Raw genomic sequence first — 16,212 nt, 5'->3', positions numbered from 1 at the left:
TTTGCCCGGCCCCTGGTTTTTGGGGCTGCGCAGAGATTTTCCGATCTGGTCTTCCGGCGGCGCGGCCCTGCGGGTAATGTCGCGGCCGTGGCAAAACGCACGAAGAAACCTGTCCGGAAGAAACAGCCGGCCCGGCGGCCTTTCCGGCCGGTTCGGACCGCGTTGCGCTTTGGGCTGATCGCGGGTTCGGGCGCATTTGTGCTGCTGGTGGTGCTGATCCTGCTGTTCCGGGTCGTCAACCCGCCGACGACCCATACCATCCGGGCCGAATCACGGCGCCTGGGCGCGGTGGACTGGCAATGGGTTCCGATCGCGAATGTGGCACCGGCAACCGTGCGCGCGGTGGTGGCGGCCGAGGATGCCAATTTCTGCGGCCACTGGGGGTTCGACATGGCGGCGATCCGCGCCGCGCTGGATGATGGCGCCAGCCGGGGCGCATCGACCATCAGCCAGCAGACCGTGAAGAACGTTTTTCTGTGGCAGGGCCGGAGCTGGCCGCGCAAGGCGCTGGAGGCGGTGCTGACCCCGATGGTCGAGGCGATGTGGCCCAAGCGGCGAATTCTCGAGGTTTATCTGAACGTCGCCGAGTTTGGCGAAGGCGTTTTCGGCATCGAAGCCGCGTCGCACCACTATTTCCGGGTGCCGCCCGCCGATCTGACGGCGGCGCAGGGCGCGCGGCTGGCGGTTCTTTTGCCCAATCCGAAACAGCGCGATCCGGCGCAGCTTCCGCAATGGCTGCGCAAACACGCGGGCCGGGTGCAGGACGGGGCCGAGACAATTAAGGCGGATGGCCGCGCATCCTGTTTCGAGAGTTGAAAATCCCCACGCGGCGCGGCATGACGGGGGCAATCAACCAACATCGAGCCGCATGTCCATGAACCGTCTGTTTCACGTCCCCCTTTCCCCCTTTTGCCGAAAAGTACGCCTGGTGCTGGCGGAGAAGAAGATCGAGGTGGAGCTTGTCGAGGAGCGCTACTGGGAGCAGGATCCGGACTTCATGCGGCGCAATCCGGCTGGAAAAGTGCCTGTTCTGCGGATGGACGGGCGCGCGATGTCGGAAAGCCAGGCCATCTGCGAATATCTCGAGGAAACCCACCCGACGCCCGCGCTGATGCCCGGTTCGCCCGCCGAACGGTACGAGGCGCGGCGGATCGTGTTCTGGTTCGACGACAAGTTTCACCACGAGGTGACATCCAAGCTGTTGTACGAACGGGTGAACAAGAAGATCACCGGGCAGGGCTATCCCGAAAGCCGAAATGTGAAATCCGGCGCGCAGAAGATCAAATTTCATCTGGATTACATGGGCTGGCTGCTGGATCAGCGGCGGTGGCTGGCAGGAGATGTGATGACCCTGGCCGATTTCACCGCCGCGGCGCATCTGTCCTGCCTTGATTACATCAGCGATGTGGACTGGAACCGGAACGCCAACGTCAAGGACTGGTACGCCAAGATCAAGTCGCGCCCGGCCTTCCGCGGGCTTCTGGCCGATCAGGTTTCGGGCTTTCCGCCGCCGCCGCATTACGCGGATCTGGATTTTTGAGCCAGACGCTTCGGCAACGCCTATCCGATTTCGCCCTGCAGGAGGGGTTCGCGAAAACAGGGATCTGCACGCCGGATGCCATCCCGCAGGCCGCCGCGCGGCTGGAGGCTTTCGTGGGCGCGGGGCGGCATGGGCAGATGGCCTGGATGGAAGAGCGGCGCGGTTGGCGCGGCGATCCGGCGGCGCTCTGGCCGGCGGCCCGGTCGGTTGTGATGCTGGCAGAGCTTTATACGCCCGGGCATGACCCTCTGGCGGTTCTCCGGCAGCCCGATCGCGGGGCGATTTCGGTTTACGCGCAGAATCGCGACTACCACGACGTGGTGAAGAAACGGCTGAAGCGGGTCGGGCGGTGGCTGCTGGAACAGAAACCGGGCGCGCAGATCAAGGTGTTCGTCGATACCGCGCCGGTGATGGAAAAGCCGCTGGCGCAGGCGGCGGGGCTGGGCTGGCAGGGGAAGCATACCAATCTTCTGTCACGCGATCTGGGAAGCTGGTTCTTCCTCGGGGCGATCTTCACGACCGTTGAGTTAGAGCCTGACACACCTGAAAACGAACATTGCGGGTCGTGCACCGCGTGTCTCGATATCTGCCCCACGGCGGCTTTCCCGGCCCCGTTCGAACTGGATGCCCGGCGCTGCATTTCCTATCTGACGATCGAACATCACGGGCCGGTGGACCCGGCGCTGCGCCCGCTGATGGGCAACCGCATTTATGGGTGTGACGATTGTCTGGCCGTCTGCCCCTGGAACAAGTTCGCCGCCGCCGCGCATGAGGTGAAATACCGCGCGCGCGAGGATCTGATCGCGCCGAAGCTGGCCGAGCTTGCGACGCTGGATGACGCGGCCTTCCGGGCACTGTTTTCCGGCTCGCCGATCAAGCGGATCGGGCGCGACAGGTTCGTGCGCAATGTGCTCTATGCAATCGGTAATTCCGGTGATGCGCGCCTGCGGGATGTGGCGGCGCGGCTGACGGGTGATCCCGACCCGGCGGTGGCAGACGCGGCGCAATGGGCCGTGGCGCGGCTGTAGGGGCGATATCGGGCCGGAATAGAGACGTTATTCCGGCATTTTGAACGTCAGCGAGGCCCAGAGCGAGCGCCAGACAGGGCCCGCCTTGGGGTCATCATTGCCGGTGTCGCGCAGCACGACCGCGTCCAGCAGGTATTCGTGGCCGGGTTTCACCGGAACGTTTGCGCGGCCGTCTGCGGCGGTGGTCAGAAAGATGGTGTGAACGGCGCCGTCGGGGGCCTTTTCAAACACCTCGATCTGCGCGCCCTGGCGCGGTGCGCCCTGATAAAGCGCCTGTATCGGAAGGCCGGCGGGCAGGGCATCGGTGTAGGGGTTGGCCAGCGCCACGATTTCCGTCTCCAGCCCGACCGCGTGGTCTTGTCCGGCCCCATCCCCGACGGCGATCAGGCTTTTGGCAAAGCGGCGATAGCTTTCGCGGAACCCGGTTCGTGGCAGGCCCCGCGCCGCGTGCCTGTCCAGCGCATCAGGCAAGGCTTTATGCGTGACGAAATCAGCGAATTTCTGCCATTCCGCGTAGGTGAGCATGGTGTCGGTTGTCTCATGCACGATCACGATCAACCCTGCGCCCGGCATGGCCATTGAAAGGGCGGGCCGGTCGCCCATGCGGGCGGTGACGGGCGTGATGACCCCGCCGGTTACAATGTCGAAACGGGCGACGTTGACAGGGACGTAGGAATAGGCGGCGCCCTTGAAATTCTGCCCGACGCGGATGTCGGCGCGTATTGGGGCGCCCGGTGCAACCTGATACTGTTCGGGCGACAGCCAGAATTCATGGGCCCCGGCGCGCGGCGTGCTGGCCAACGCGAGGATCATGACGAAAAGTGAGAAGATTGCCCGCATGTTCGCACCCCTGAAACACCTGTTGAACTACCTGCCCCGGCGCGCGGCGATGTCAAGCCTGTGCGCGGGGCTGCTGATGCTGGCGGCGCTTGGCCCGGCCGCCGCGCATGAGGTGCGGCCGGCGGTGGGCGATGTGACGGTCAGCGGCGACACCGTGCGGCTCGATCTGCGGCTGACGCTGGAGGCGCTGGTCTCGGGGATCGATCTGAACGGGCTGGATGACACCAACAACTCGCCGCTGTCGGGCTATTACGACCAGTTGCGCGCCCGGTCGCCCGAAGCGCTGGAAGAGGCGTTCCGCGCCGCCTGGCCGCGCATTCGCGCCGGTATCCGGATCGAGGTGGCGGGGCAGGGTGCCACCCCCGAGATCGGCGGGCTGCGCATCCCCGAGGTGGGGGATACGGATCTGCCACGGGATTCGGTGCTGACCCTGACGGCGCCACTGCCGCCGGGCGATGCGCCGGTCACGATCGGCTGGGCCCCTGCCTTCGGGCCGCTGGTGCTGCGGCAGATGGGCGAGGGTGACGCGCTTTACACAGGCTATCTGAACGGCGGGCAGATGAGCGATCCGTTGCCGCGCCAGGGCGTGGCGAAGCTGGGCGCGCTGCAGGAATTCGGCCGCTATATCGTGCTGGGGTTCGAGCATATCGTGCCCAAGGGGCTGGATCACATCCTGTTCGTGCTGGGGCTGTTCTTCTTTTCGCTGAAGCTGCGGCCGCTGCTGTTGCAGGTCACGGCCTTTACCCTGGCGCATACGGTGACGCTGGCGCTGGCGACGCTTCAAATCGTCTCTGTTCCGCCGGAAATCGTCGAGCCGCTGATTGCCGCGTCCATCGTGTTCGTCGCGGTCGAGAATATTATCGGCACCGGCATGAGCCTGCGCCGCCTGGCCGTGGTGTTCATTTTTGGCCTGCTGCACGGGCTGGGATTTGCCAGCGTGCTGGGTGAGATCGGGCTGAACCCCGCGCGGCTGCTGAGCAGCCTGATTGGCTTCAATATCGGGGTCGAGCTGGGGCAGCTTGCGGTGATCGGCGTGGCGTTCTTTGCGGTCGAGTTCTGGTTTGGCGACCGGTCGTGGTATCGCGCGCGGATCGCGGTTCCGGCCTCCTGCGTGATCGCCGCAATCGGGCTTTACTGGTTTGCCGAACGGACATTCCTGTAAGCCCGGGGTTTGGCGTTTTCCGGTTTTATGGTAATATTTGCGCGTGCGAACGCAAAAGGAGGATTCCCGATGAGTCGTCATATCATCGATCAGACCCGCCAGAGCGATGCCACGGATTGCGCGGCGCAATATGCGCGGATCGCGCGTGCGGCGGGGCCGAACAAGGCCAGCCTGCAATTGCAGCGGCGCCCGGTAGGCCCGGCCTCGGGCCGTCGGTTGATGGAGTTTCTGCGGATCGCGCGCGGGCGCCGGGCCTGAGCGCGGATTTCGGTTTCCTTTCAGGCGCCTGAAGGCGTAGAGCACCCCCAGAGGTTTCCCGCGCCGGGAAACTGACCGGAGTGCTACCCGATGCAGCAGCCTGTACGCGCCATCGCCTTCAAGCTTGGCTCTGTCACGCTTTTTGTGGTGATGTCGTCTCTGATCAAGGCCGCCTCGGGGCATGTTCCGCCGGGGGAAGCAGTGTTCTTTCGCTCGTTCTTTGCGCTACCGGTGATCATCGTGTGGCTGATAGCGCGAGGCGAGCTTTCTGTGGGGCTGCGCACGGCTGATCCGCTGGGCCATTTCTGGCGCGGGCTGGTGGGCACCTGTGCCATGGGGCTGATGTTTGCCGGGCTGGGCCTGCTGCCCCTGCCGGAGGTGACGGCGATCGGCTATGCCGCGCCGTTGCTGGTGGTGATCTTCGCGGCGATGTTTCTGGGCGAAGAGGTGCGGCTGTTCCGGCTTGCGGCGGTCGGGGTGGGTCTGGCCGGGGTACTGATCGTGCTGTCGCCGCGGCTGACGGCGTTCACCAATCATGAGATGGACGCGCGCGAGGCGTTGGGCGCAATGGTGGTGCTGGGCGGCGCGGTTTGTGCCGCATTGGCGCAGGTCTTTGTGCGCAAGCTGGTGCGGACAGAGCGGACCGCGACGATCGTATTCTGGTTTTCGGTGACCGCGACGCTGCTGTCCTTGTCGACATTGCCGTTCGGCTGGGTCGTGCCGGCCCCGCGCGAGGCGGCGTTTCTGGTGCTCGCGGGCCTGTTCGGCGGGTTGGGGCAGATCTTTCTGACCTCCAGCTATCGGTTCGCCGATGCCGGGGTGGTGGCGCCGTTTGACTATGCTTCGATGTTGCTGGCGCTGCTGATCGGCTATTTCGTGTTCGACGAGGTGCCGACACCGGTGATGCTGGCGGGGGCCGGGCTGGTGATTGCGGCCGGCGTGTTCATCATCTGGCGAGAACGGCAACTGGGGCTGGAGCGGGCCAGGCAGCGCAAGGCCATGACGCCGCAGGGCTAGGTTGCGGCAGCTTGGTGCCTGCAATTCCGGGTTTTCGATCCGGCCTCAGGGCCGGATGGATTGGCTCAGCATCCAGACAAGGCGCGTCATCCGGATCTGGGCAAGCGTCATCAGCGCCTGCAGCCGCTCGCGGCCGGAGCGCAGCTTCTGGCTGGTGATCACGCGGGGCGCGTGGGCGATCACGCTCAGGGGCATTGCCAGCGCGCGCAGGCCCCATTTCAGCCGGCCGAAGGGTTGCGCCGATTTCAACTCGAACGCCTCGTCCGTCATGCGCCGCCACTTCTTGCGCAGCGCGCCCCAGTCGGCCCGCGTGGGGTGCTGCACCGCGACACTGTCGTCATAGATCAGCCGATAGCCCTTGGCGGTGGCGCGGCGGCACCAATCCACATCCTCGGATACGCCCACGATCAGCGGCCCGACATCATTGAACACCGCGCGGGTGGTCAGCAGGTTGGCGGTGACGGAAAACCCGTGTTCCTCGACATAGAGCCGCTGGTCGAAGGCGAAGACGGTCTCGAACGCCTGCGCGCCGGTTCTGGGGCCTGTGCCTTCGTCGAACACGTCGATCCGCCCGCCGATCACCACATCTTCGGTAATCGCTGCCTTTGCCGCGCTCAGCCAGCCTTGCGTGGGCACGCAATCGGCATCCAGAAAGAACAGACAGGGCGCGGAGGTTTCGAGCACGCCCCGGTTACGCGCGGCGGCGGCGCCCTTTGAAGGCTCGATGACAAACCGGACCGAGGGGTATTGTGCGGCCAGCGCATCCAGCGGTGTGTCGGACTGATTGTCGACCACGACGATCTCGGTGTCGTCGGTGTCGTTCTGCATCAGCGCCGCCAGGCACCGGGCCAGGCGCACGGTGTCGTTGTAATGCGGTATGATCACCGCATATCGCGGTGTTCCGTCAGGCTGCATCGCCATGCGTTCTCTTCCGTCACAAGACCCTGCGGACGCAGGCAAGCTAGTTCAGGCCGTATCCGTACCCGTAGGAATCATCGGAAAAACGGCATTTGTTCAGCACGACGCCCAGCACATTGGTCTGCTCGGCCAGTTCACGCTCGCACAGGTCGATCTGTTTGATGGTCGATTGTTCGGCCTCGGCCACGATCAGTGCGCAATCGACATTGTCCAGAAATGCCCGCGTGTCGTCATTCGACAGCACCGGCGGCATGTCGAACAGCATGATGCCGGGCTGATAGGTGTTCTCGATCTCGTCGATGATCTCGGCCGTGCGCCGCCGCAGGAAAAGCTCGGAGGGGTCGCGCGCCGTCTTGGTGTTCATCGACAGCGCCACGTTCTTGCCAAAGCGCAGGGCCTGTTCGGCAAAGGGTACGGTTTCTTCCAGCACGTCGAACACGCTGTAGGTGCCGCTGTGCCCGAACACGCGCGCCAGCGACGGGCGGCGCATGTCCATGTCCATCACGACCGAGCGCAGGTCGACCTGCCGGCCGAAGCTGGAGGCCAGGTTGGCGGTGGTTGTCGTCTTGCCGCTGCCCGGGCTGGGCGATGTGATCGCGACGCGGCGCCAGCCATTCGCGTTCATCAACTGGAACATCTTGGTGCGCAGCATGTCATAGGGCGTGGCATAGGCGTTGCCCAGAGAGGTGTAGACCCGGTTGCGCTGCAGCAGCTTGGGGTCGGCATTCAGCGGTTGCAGCGCGTCCCATGCCTCGACCACGTTCTGTTGCAGCGGCCGCACCAGCGCCGCCTTGGCCGGACCGCGCTCCGAGGCGCCTTCGGTTCGTTGCCGACGCGCCTGTTCCAGGGCTGCCTGAAGCTTTTCCATCAGATTTCCTCACTCGTATCGGTGACACATGCGATGCGGCGCGATGTGCACATGTTACAGGCTCAACCGTGCGACCGCGCGGCTCATGATAAGGTCAAGCGGCAGGTAATAGGTATGTATGGCATATAGCGCGGCCGGCACCCCGGCCAGGAACACGGCCAGGATCACCAGCACGATAACCCGCCGCCGGACCAGCTCTCCGCCGGTACGGTTGAACGGGATCGTCGCAAGTGGCGTGATGTTCAGCCCCTTGGCGATATCCGCCGGGCGGCGCACCGATTTGTTCAGCAACTCGATCAGGAACACCAGGCCAAGGCCCGCGGCCAGCCCGGCGGCGGTGCCGCCGATGGCGATCATCGGGCGGTTGGGGCTGGTGGGTTCGGTGGGCGCAACGGCCTGTTCGATCACCGTGATGCGCTGACCCTTGGACAGAAGCTCGATCCGCTCGCCGGTCGCGGCGGCCGAGAGGCGTTGAACGGCCGAGTTATACTGCTCCTGGATGTTGTTGTGCTCGCGCTGCAGCGCCTGCAGGGCGATGTCATTGGCCGGGGTGCGCCCGATCGCATCCTGCAGCACGGCAAGCTCGCCCTCGGCCTGCTCGATCTGCGCGTCGATGGCATCGACCCGCGCGTCGATCTGGGCAAGCTGCACGTCCAGCATCGTCGTGCCGTTCGCGGCAGCGCCGACCCCGGATTGCGCGCGCACGGTTTCCTCAAGCTGGGCGATCCGCGCCTGCAGCACTTTGACCCGCGGGTTTTCCTCGGAATAAATCGCCAGCGCGGCCGCAAGCTGATCCTTGAGCGAGACAAGCTGACGCTCTTCGGGGCTCTGATTGGCCGTTGTGGTGGTGTTCAGCTGGCCCGTGGTCTCGAAAATCTCGATCAGGCGGTTGCGCTGTTCGATCAGCGCCGCCTTGTCGCGCAGGAACTGGTCGACCTGCGCCTGAAGCGTGCTCTGACGAGACATCCGGAACGGAAGCCCGGTGGGAAGCGCATCGGCATTGGCGTTCTGAAAATCCAGGATGGCGGCGCTGCGCCGATCCAGTTCCGCGCCCAGCCTGTCGACCTCCTGCTTGAAGAACTCCAGCGTGTCTTGCGCCTGCCCGGTGCGCAGCCGCACGTTCTGATCCAGGATCCGGGTCACATAGTCATTCACCACGTTGGCCGAAATCGCCGCCGAACGGGCCTGGAACTGAATGTTCATGATCGTGGCGGCGTTGCGCCCGGAGGTGCCGCGGATGTTGGTGTCGTTGCGCATTCTGGCAACGATCTCGTCCGGGGACATGTCATCCATGTGTTCATAGACGTCATGCGCCCGCGCCACGTCGATCAGGATCGCGCGGGTCAGGATCCGCTGCTGGATGATCTGAAGCTGTTCCGACGCGGCCACCTGCACCGTCGACGTCGCCAGGTTGCCCGGGATCTGCGCCGATTCGATCAACAGCTTGGCGCCTGAGGAATAGACCGTGGGCAACAGCATCGCCGCCGACAGCGCGGCTGCCGCGAAGCCCAGAAAGACAATAAGAAAAACCGGAAGTCGCCGGACGAAAAGGGCGACAAAATACTTAACGTCGGAGTTCATTCTGCTGCCTCTTCGGAATTTGTTCTTGTGGTTGCGCCGTCATCATCGCCGTCTTCGGCGGGGCGCGTCACCAGAAAGATGTTGTCATCCAATACTTCGCGCACGGTTTCCGCCTCGATCGTCCGGCTGCCTTCGGCTGCGGCATAAACCATCGCCACGTCGCATATCTTGTTGGTGATCCGCGGAATCCCGCCCGAGTTCTCATAGACCAACTTTATCGCCTCTTTCGTGAACTCGTCGCCGGTGCCGCCCGCGTGTTTCATGCGGTGATGAATATACTGTTCCACATTCTCCGCGCTCATCGCGCTCAGGTGAAAGCTGGCCACGACGCGTTGCGCGAACTGGCGCAGGCTTGGCCGGGTGACCATTTCCCGCAACTCGGGCTGCCCCACCAGAACAAGCTGCAGCAGTTCGTCCTTGTTGGAGTTTATATTCGTGAGCATCCGCAGTTCTTCAAGGGCTTCCACCGAAAGGTTCTGCGCCTCGTCGATGATCAGCACCACCCGGTTGCCAGCCGAGTATTCCTCCAGCAGATAATCCTGAAGCCGCTGGAACAGGCCCACATAGTCAAGCCCGGGGTCCACCTCGACGGACAGCGCGTTCAGCGCCCAGCGCAACAGTTCGCCCCGGCCCCCCTGGGCGTTCGAGATCAGCCCGATCCGCGTGTCCTCGCCCACGGCGCGCAGCAGCGCCTGCACCAGCGTGGTCTTGCCCACGCCCACCTCGCCGGTGATCACCGTGATCGGCGCGCGCGAGACGATCCCGTATTCCAGAATGGTGAAGGCACGCCTGTGCGCCCCCGTCCAGTAAAGGAAGTCCGGGTCGGGAAGCAGCGTGAACGGCCGCTCCGTCAATCCAAAGAAGTCTGTATAAAGTCCGGAACTGGACACGGTATCCACCTGTTTCAAGCGGTCCTCAACACGGTTTACTTGTTAAATTACATCCTTCTAGTACGCCCGGGTCTTACCGCCCAGAAGGAACAACCAGCACGCCAAGTTGTTATCCGCATTTAAAATTCAGTTCACCCCATAAGTGATGAAAACCCGTTGAGTTGTATTGCCACGGGTACAATGACCCCATTCGCGGCCGGTTGACAACGCAGCGGAACCAAACGGCGCGGTTTCGCCCCTTTGACGGGCCGCCCGGCGCTGCGGATTGCTGTGGACGCGCTCATTCGATTCGCCGCAAGCTTCTGCGCCGTGTTTGCGCCCGCCGGTTTCCGATTCGGCTGCCATAGTATCCAGTTTCGAAAAAGTTCCCTGTCGAAAGGGCGATTGTTCACGATTTTGCGTGGGTCCGTGGCTTAACTGTTGGGCGCCCGCCAAGTCTCGCGCGACAAAATAGGCACAATTGACGCCGAAATGCCAAAATTTCATAAATTTTAGACACTTACACTTATGCTGCACCCGCAGAAACGGGAAAGCAAAATTGCAAAATGTTTAACCGGGTGCTAACCATGGTTTGTAGTGATTGCGCGTGATTCCATTCGCGTCACATGTTCCGACGGGCTAGCTTGAAGGCCTTAGTAGTACCTTAACGAGGCATCGGCGACGGCGTCGGTGGGTTTTTTAATGACGGTCAACTTCCCGAAAAACTCCGAAGACGCCGAAGCGCTTACCAAGTCAATGGCTGTGATCGCTGCATCTGAATCCCAAAGTTTTTACCGCAATTTCGGCAAACGGATATTGGACAGTGCGCTGATCCTCGCTACTGCCCCGTTCGTCGCCCCTCTCATCCTGATCTTCGCGCTGCTTGTGGCGCTTGACGGCGGTCGGCCCTTCTTTCGCCAGCGCCGCGTCGGCCTGAACGGCAAGACCTTCGAAATGTGGAAGCTGCGAACGATGGTGCCCGACGCCGAGGCGCAGCTCGAGCGTCATCTGGCCAGTGATCCCGAGGCCCGGTGCGAATGGGAAGTGTCGCAAAAGCTCAAATCCGACCCGCGCGTCACCCGCGTCGGCCGGTTGCTGCGCAAGACCTCGATGGACGAGCTGCCGCAATTCCTGAACGTGCTGAAGGGCGAGATGGCCATTGTCGGCCCGCGCCCGATGCTGTCTTCTCAGCAGGATCTCTATCCCGGCTCCGCCTATTACAAGCTGCGCCCCGGCATCACCGGCCCCTGGCAGGTGTCCAACCGGAATGACAGCGAGTTCAAGAGCCGCGCGATTTACGACACGCGCTATGATCAGGAAGTGTCGCTGAAGACCGATCTGTCGATCATGTTCAAGACGGTTTCCGTGGTGTTCCGCGGCACCGGCTACTGACGGCGCGAAACATACCATTTCCTGCATTTCCGTAGATCACGCGTCGCGAGTTGTTTGCGCCGCATCCCGCAGTCGGGTATCTGTGGCCCACCATCGGATGAGCAAGGCAAGTTGATGACGTTTGGCAACATCTTTCGCGTTCTTCTGATTGTCTGCGGCCTGACATTCGTGTCGGCCTGCGACTCGGCCGAAGAGCGTGCGGAGAACCACTATCAAAAGGGTATCGCCCTGCTGCAGGAGGGCGACGTGGATCGCGCCCTTCTTGAATTCCGCAATGTTTTCAAACTCGACCCGGCGCATCGCGACGCCCGGCATATTTATGCCAAGACGGTGCTGGAGCGGGGGAACTATCAGGAAGCGTTCAGCCAATACCTTCGGCTTGTCGAACAGCATCCCGATTTCTTCGAGGGCCGGCGCGAACTGGCCGAGCTGGCCGTGAAAACCCAGAATTGGGAAGAAGCGCGCCGCCATACCCGGCTCGCGCTTGAAATGGCGCCGGAGGATCCGCGGATTCAGGCGCTGGACACTGCGATTACCTTCCGCCGGGCGATTCAGGATGGCGATCAGGCCACCCAGGCCGCGATGCTGGACCGGGCGCTGACGCTGAAACCCATCCTGCCGGAGAATGAGATCGTCCGCAGCGTCATCATCGACGGCTTTCTGCGCAATGGAGACGAAGACAAGGCGCTGGCCGAGATCGGCGAGACGATCGCCCTCTACCCGGAGAACATCCAGCTTTACCGGATGCGGCTGCAGCTTCTCAGCCGTCAGGGCCGTGAAGAAGACGTTGAAGCGCGTCTGCGCGAGATGGTGCGCCTGTTTCCCGATGATGAGGCCTCCAAGGCGCTTCTGATCCGGTATTACCTGTCGCGCGAAGACAGTGACGCCGCCGAGGCGTTCCTGCGCGAACAGATCACCCCCGGCGTTCAGAATGACGATGCCCGAATCACGCTGATCCAGTTCCTGATTTCCGCGCGTGGCCCGCAGGTCGCGCAGGCCGAGCTGGACAAATTCATCGAGGACGGCACCAACACGGATCGGTTCCGGGCAATGCGCGCCGGGCTGGCGTTCGACATGGGTCAGCAGGCCGAAGCGATCGCCGAGCTGGAAGATGTCGTCGCCAATGCCGAACCTTCGGTACAGACGCGCGAGATCAAGGTCGCCTTTGCCCGTATCCTGGCCAGCAGCGGCAACGAGGTGGGCGCCCGCGCCCTTGTCGAAGAGGTGCTGGCCGAGGATGTGGGCATGGTCGAGGCGCTGAAAATGCGCGCCGCCTGGCTGATCGAGGCCGACCAGGCCGACGAGGCGATCAATGTGCTGCGCTCCGCGCTGGATCAAAAGCCCGACGATCCGGGCATCATGACGCTGATGTCCGCCGCCCACGCCCGCAACGGGGATCGCGAACTCTCGGGCGAGCTGTTGTCGCTGGCGGTGCAAGCCTCCAACAGCGCGCCGGCCGAAAGCCTGCGCTATGCGAAATTCCTGATTGCCTCTGACAAGCTGCTGCCCGCCGAAGGCGTGTTGATCGATGCGCTGCGGCTGGCGCCCGGCAGCTATCCGGTTCTGGTGGAGCTTGGCCAGCTTTACATCCGGCTCAAGGACTGGCCCCGCGCCGAGCAGGTCGAGCGCGCGCTGCGCGGGCTCGACACCGACGCCGGAACGGCCCAGGCCGACAGGCTGCGGTTCAGCATCCTGCGCGGCCAGACGAACAATGCCGACGCGATCGCCTTTCTCGAAACCCTGACACGGGAAGACGACAGCGCCACCGCGGCGCAGGTTGCCATCGTGCGGGCGCATCTGTTGAACGGCAAGCCCGACGCCGCGCGGACCTATCTCGACGAGCTGCTGGCCGAGAGCCCCGATGAACTGGCCTTTCGCTTCCTCGATGCCGCCGTCTATGCCTCGACCGGTGATTTCAAGGCCGCCGAACAGCGCTATCGGAGCCTGCTGAAGGATTACAGCACGTCGGAACGGCTGTGGCTGGAGCTTGTGCGCACCCTGTCGCGCGACGGCCGCCCCGATGCGGCGGCGACCGAACTGGACCGGGCGCTGGAGATTCTGCCCGAAGGGCGCGATCTGCTGTGGGCGAAGGCGACGTTGCTGGAACAGGGCGGCGATACCCAGGGCGCGATCGGGATCTACGAAAAGCTCTATGCCCAGAACACTTCTACCAGCGTCATCGCGAACAATCTGGCCAGCCTCCTTTCCACGGTGCGTGACGATGCCGACAGTCTGGAACGTGCCTATGCCGTGGCCCGCCGCCTGCGTGGCAGCGATTTCCCGCCCTATCAGGATACCTATGGCTGGATCGCCTATCGTCGCGGGGACTACCGCGAGGCGCTGACCCATCTGGAGCCCGCCGCCGCCGGTCTGCCGCAGGACCCGCTGGTTCAGTATCATCTGGCCAAGACCTATATCGCGCTGAACCGGCCGGATGACGCGCAGGCCCAGCTTGAGAAAACGCTGCAGCTTGCGGGTGAGACCGCCCGCCCGGAGTTCGACGACGCGCGGCAATTGCTGCTGCAGTTGAAGAATGACGGATAGGCAGCTTACCCTACGGCAGAATGTGTTGCTTCAGGGCGACGGCTGTTCTTCATTTGCCGACATATTTTTGCCCAAATTCAGAAATTTTTTGCCCCGAAGGCCGCAAACAGCATAAGAAAGACGCATAGCACGCTTGGGGGCGCACTTAACGAGGGTTTGTTGATGAAACGCTTCGCTTTTCTATTTCTGTCGCTGTTTGTGGCGACATCCGCCGCCGCAGCCAATGGCAACTATCTTATCCAGCCCGGCGACACGATCCGCATCGAAGTGCTGGAAGACGCAACGCTCAACCGAACCGCGCTTGTGCTGCCCGATGGGAAGATCAGCTTTCCCTTCGCGGGCACCGTAACCGCCGCCGGGCGCACGCTCAGCCAGGTCGAGCGCGCGGTTACCGCCGGTATCGCCTCCAACTTCGCGTCCGAGCCGACTGTCTATGTCTCTGTCGCCAATCTGGCGCCTGCCGCCGCGGTCACCGCGCTGACAACCGTGAACATCTATGTTCTGGGTGAGATCAACGGGCCCGGCCTTGTTCAGGTCGAACCGGGCACCACCCTGCTTCAGGCGCTGGCCCAGACCGGGGGTTTCACCAAGTTCGCCGCCACCAAGCGCGTTCAGCTGCGCCGCCGTGACCCGAACACCGGGGCCGAGAAAGTGTACAAGATCAACTACCGTGCCTTGTCGCAGGGCGCAGCGGTTGGCGGGAATGTCGTTCTGGCCGAAGGTGACGTTATTCTCGTCCCTGAAAGGCGCCTGTTCGAGTGACCAAAACCATGCTTCGTTCACGCCTCGTACTGGCGCCCGCCCTGCTCGCGGTAGGCGCCTGGCCTTTGGCACAGGCCCTCGCGCAGACTGGTCCGGCGATCACCTTCACGCTCGACCAGACCTTCCGCGCGACGGACAACTACAGTTTCGCTGCCAATCCGCCGTCCGATACGACGGTCTATTCGCGGACCAACCTGTCCTTCAGCTCGGTTTACGGCACGCCGGCGCAATCGCTGACCTTCACCGGCGGGGTGACGATCGACGCGGGTTATTTCGCCGATTCCGACGGCACCGATACCAATATCGACAGCCAGAACCTTGGCCTCAGCTATTTTCGCGAATCGTCTTCGACCCAGCTGACCTTCGATGCCAGCTATCGCCGGGTGCAGCTGACCCAGCTGGTACAGGGCGCCACCTTCGATGCGGCCGACCTGCTGATCGATTCCGGCGACCGCATCAACTATGCGATCGGCATGGGCCTGTTGACCGGCGTGGGCGGCCCGTTCGGTATTTCGTTGAATGCCAGGGCCTCGGCGCGGGATTTCACCGGCACCAGCGATCCCTCGTTGTATGACAGCGATACGGTTTCGATGGATGCCGCCGCCCGGTTCAGCGTGACCCCGACCGCCGATATCAGCCTTCTGGCCGGGTACAAGGAATATAACGACGAAGACGTCACCGATACCGAGCAGATCGATACATATGCCGGCCTCGGCGTTGTCTATGACATCTCGCCCGCGCTGCAGTTCAACGGAGACCTGCGGCAGAAAGAGGTTGAAACGACCGAGACTCTGGGCGGTGTGCGCAGCACCCGCAAAAGGGACGGGGTGAGTTCCAATCTGGGCCTGACCTTGCAGCGGCCCAACGGCACGATTTCGGCCAGCTATGCCACCGACGTCACCTCTACCGGTCGCCGCGATACGGTCAGCGTCGGGCGTAGCCTGCAGCTTCCGCGCGGTGCGCTTTCCGCCTCGCTCGGGGTGACGGAAAGCGATACCACCTCGTCGCAGACCGTGGCCAACCTGACCTATTCCTATCAGCGCCCGACCGCGACCTTCCGCGCCAGCGTTTCCCAGTCGGCCCTGACCGACAACAATGACAACGAGGCGCTGCGCACGCGGGTATCGGTCGGCTATAATTATCTGATCAACAACACCTCGGCGCTGGATGCCAGCCTTGCGGTTGCCGATTACAATGTGCTGACCACCGGCGGCACCGATACTCAACGGGCCGACCTGACCCTTTCCTACCGCCGCAACCTGACCGCGGACTGGGATCTGACCACGGGCTATACCTATTCCCTGGCGACCAAGACCAGTGCGTCCGACAGGGAATCGAATACGATTTTCGTTGGCTTCGCGCGCAGCTTTTCGTTCTGAATGGTAAACGATGAGCCCGGCCTGAGAAATACTGTGGCGCAATTGGAAACAAGT

General features: G+C 63.1%; 15 protein-coding genes. 10 read left to right on the top strand and 5 right to left on the bottom strand.

All coding sequences use genetic code 11. From position 1 onward, the window contains the following. Positions 1-87 precede the first annotated feature (87 nt). Genes mtgA through queG form a run of 3 tightly spaced genes read left to right on the top strand, consistent with a single transcriptional unit; the run spans position 88 to position 2,568 of the window. A complete protein-coding gene (mtgA, locus tag GGR17_RS06610) occupies positions 88-816 on the top strand; it encodes a monofunctional biosynthetic peptidoglycan transglycosylase (protein WP_082386483.1) in 729 nt (242 codons plus the stop codon). Positions 817-874: 58 nt separating this feature from the next. Beyond that, positions 875-1,540 carry an FtsZ-binding protein FzlA gene (gene fzlA / locus GGR17_RS06605; protein ID WP_037203644.1) on the top strand — a complete coding sequence of 222 codons (666 nt, stop codon included), beginning with the start codon at positions 875-877 and terminating at the stop codon, positions 1,538-1,540. Further along, entirely contained in the window at positions 1,537-2,568 is a 1,032-nt protein-coding gene (gene queG / locus GGR17_RS06600) for a tRNA epoxyqueuosine(34) reductase QueG (RefSeq protein ID WP_054537613.1), read from the top strand. Before fzlA ends, queG begins: the two co-directional genes overlap by 4 nt. A gap of 27 nt (positions 2,569-2,595) precedes the next feature. On the opposite strand, the gene GGR17_RS06595 is transcribed toward queG, so the two are convergent. Then, entirely contained in the window at positions 2,596-3,408 is an 813-nt protein-coding gene (locus tag GGR17_RS06595) for a DUF4198 domain-containing protein (RefSeq protein ID WP_054537614.1), read from the bottom strand. Between GGR17_RS06595 and GGR17_RS06590 the strand changes: the two genes are divergently transcribed. From GGR17_RS06590 to GGR17_RS06580, 3 genes are all read left to right on the top strand, one after another. Next, complete coding sequence (locus GGR17_RS06590) at positions 3,407-4,570, top strand: HupE/UreJ family protein (protein WP_082386484.1); 1,164 nt, start codon at positions 3,407-3,409, stop codon at positions 4,568-4,570. The genes GGR17_RS06595 and GGR17_RS06590 overlap by 2 nt on opposite strands. Before the next feature lie 69 nt (positions 4,571-4,639). Continuing rightward, on the top strand, positions 4,640-4,828 hold the full coding sequence (locus GGR17_RS06585; RefSeq protein WP_054537615.1) for a hypothetical protein: 189 nt from the start codon (positions 4,640-4,642) through the stop codon (positions 4,826-4,828). A 90-nt stretch (positions 4,829-4,918) separates the two neighbouring features. Beyond that, positions 4,919-5,845 carry a DMT family transporter gene (locus GGR17_RS06580; protein ID WP_054537616.1) on the top strand — a complete coding sequence of 309 codons (927 nt, stop codon included), beginning with the start codon at positions 4,919-4,921 and terminating at the stop codon, positions 5,843-5,845. A 45-nt stretch (positions 5,846-5,890) separates the two neighbouring features. On the opposite strand, the gene GGR17_RS06575 is transcribed toward GGR17_RS06580, so the two are convergent. The 4 genes from GGR17_RS06575 to GGR17_RS06560 are packed head-to-tail and all read right to left on the bottom strand — an operon-like array spanning position 5,891 to position 10,102. Next, positions 5,891-6,766, bottom strand: a complete 876-nt coding sequence (locus tag GGR17_RS06575; protein WP_235974408.1) for a glycosyltransferase family 2 protein — start codon at positions 6,764-6,766, stop codon at positions 5,891-5,893. Positions 6,767-6,806: 40 nt separating this feature from the next. Next, complete coding sequence (locus tag GGR17_RS06570; protein ID WP_054537617.1) at positions 6,807-7,631, bottom strand: tyrosine-protein kinase family protein; 825 nt, start codon at positions 7,629-7,631, stop codon at positions 6,807-6,809. 54 nt (positions 7,632-7,685) lie between these two features. Continuing rightward, positions 7,686-9,212: a GumC family protein gene (locus GGR17_RS06565; RefSeq protein ID WP_054537618.1), complete on the bottom strand. Its 1,527-nt coding sequence runs from the start codon at positions 9,210-9,212 to the stop codon at positions 7,686-7,688. Next, a complete protein-coding gene (locus GGR17_RS06560) occupies positions 9,209-10,102 on the bottom strand; it encodes an ExeA family protein (protein ID WP_082386721.1) in 894 nt (297 codons plus the stop codon). The genes GGR17_RS06565 and GGR17_RS06560 overlap by 4 nt, the downstream gene beginning before the upstream one ends. Positions 10,103-10,783: 681 nt before the next feature. On the opposite strand from GGR17_RS06560, the gene GGR17_RS06555 reads away from it, so the two are divergent. The 4 genes from GGR17_RS06555 to GGR17_RS06540 all read left to right on the top strand — a co-directional run bounded on the left by GGR17_RS06555 (position 10,784) and on the right by GGR17_RS06540 (position 16,158). Next, positions 10,784-11,473, top strand: coding sequence for a sugar transferase (locus GGR17_RS06555; protein WP_054537619.1), 690 nt, complete (start codon positions 10,784-10,786; stop codon positions 11,471-11,473). Positions 11,474-11,587: 114 nt separating this feature from the next. Then, positions 11,588-14,017 (top strand): tetratricopeptide repeat protein, encoded by a 2,430-nt coding sequence (locus tag GGR17_RS06550; protein WP_054537620.1) that lies wholly within the window; start codon positions 11,588-11,590, stop codon positions 14,015-14,017. A 162-nt stretch (positions 14,018-14,179) separates the two neighbouring features. Then, positions 14,180-14,779: a polysaccharide biosynthesis/export family protein gene (locus GGR17_RS06545; RefSeq protein ID WP_037203632.1), complete on the top strand. Its 600-nt coding sequence runs from the start codon at positions 14,180-14,182 to the stop codon at positions 14,777-14,779. Between the two features lie 8 nt (positions 14,780-14,787). Continuing rightward, a complete protein-coding gene (locus tag GGR17_RS06540; protein ID WP_157445487.1) occupies positions 14,788-16,158 on the top strand; it encodes a porin family protein in 1,371 nt (456 codons plus the stop codon). Positions 16,159-16,212 lie beyond the last annotated feature (54 nt).

The sequence above is a fragment of the Actibacterium naphthalenivorans genome (genome assembly GCF_014196965.1).
GTDB lineage: Bacteria > Pseudomonadota > Alphaproteobacteria > Rhodobacterales > Rhodobacteraceae > Actibacterium_A > Actibacterium_A naphthalenivorans.
This window is presented reverse-complemented; position numbering and strand designations above follow the sequence as displayed.

Bases quoted from the DNA above. Each gene is read 5' to 3' on its own strand.
- fzlA (WP_037203644.1), top strand. From the start codon at position 875: ATGAACCGTCTGTTTCACGTCCCCCTTTCCCCCTTTTGCCGAAAAGTA.
- GGR17_RS06590 (WP_082386484.1), top strand. From the start codon at position 3,407: ATGTTCGCACCCCTGAAACACCTGTTGAACTACCTGCCCCGGCGCGCG.
- GGR17_RS06595 (WP_054537614.1), bottom strand. From the start codon at position 3,408: ATGCGGGCAATCTTCTCACTTTTCGTCATGATCCTCGCGTTGGCCAGC.
- GGR17_RS06585 (WP_054537615.1), top strand. From the start codon at position 4,640: ATGAGTCGTCATATCATCGATCAGACCCGCCAGAGCGATGCCACGGAT.
- GGR17_RS06580 (WP_054537616.1), top strand. From the start codon at position 4,919: ATGCAGCAGCCTGTACGCGCCATCGCCTTCAAGCTTGGCTCTGTCACG.
- GGR17_RS06575 (WP_235974408.1), bottom strand. From the start codon at position 6,766: ATGGCGATGCAGCCTGACGGAACACCGCGATATGCGGTGATCATACCG.
- GGR17_RS06570 (WP_054537617.1), bottom strand. From the start codon at position 7,631: ATGGAAAAGCTTCAGGCAGCCCTGGAACAGGCGCGTCGGCAACGAACC.
- GGR17_RS06565 (WP_054537618.1), bottom strand. From the start codon at position 9,212: ATGAACTCCGACGTTAAGTATTTTGTCGCCCTTTTCGTCCGGCGACTT.
- GGR17_RS06555 (WP_054537619.1), top strand. From the start codon at position 10,784: ATGACGGTCAACTTCCCGAAAAACTCCGAAGACGCCGAAGCGCTTACC.
- GGR17_RS06550 (WP_054537620.1), top strand. From the start codon at position 11,588: ATGACGTTTGGCAACATCTTTCGCGTTCTTCTGATTGTCTGCGGCCTG.
- GGR17_RS06545 (WP_037203632.1), top strand. From the start codon at position 14,180: ATGAAACGCTTCGCTTTTCTATTTCTGTCGCTGTTTGTGGCGACATCC.
- GGR17_RS06540 (WP_157445487.1), top strand. From the start codon at position 14,788: ATGCTTCGTTCACGCCTCGTACTGGCGCCCGCCCTGCTCGCGGTAGGC.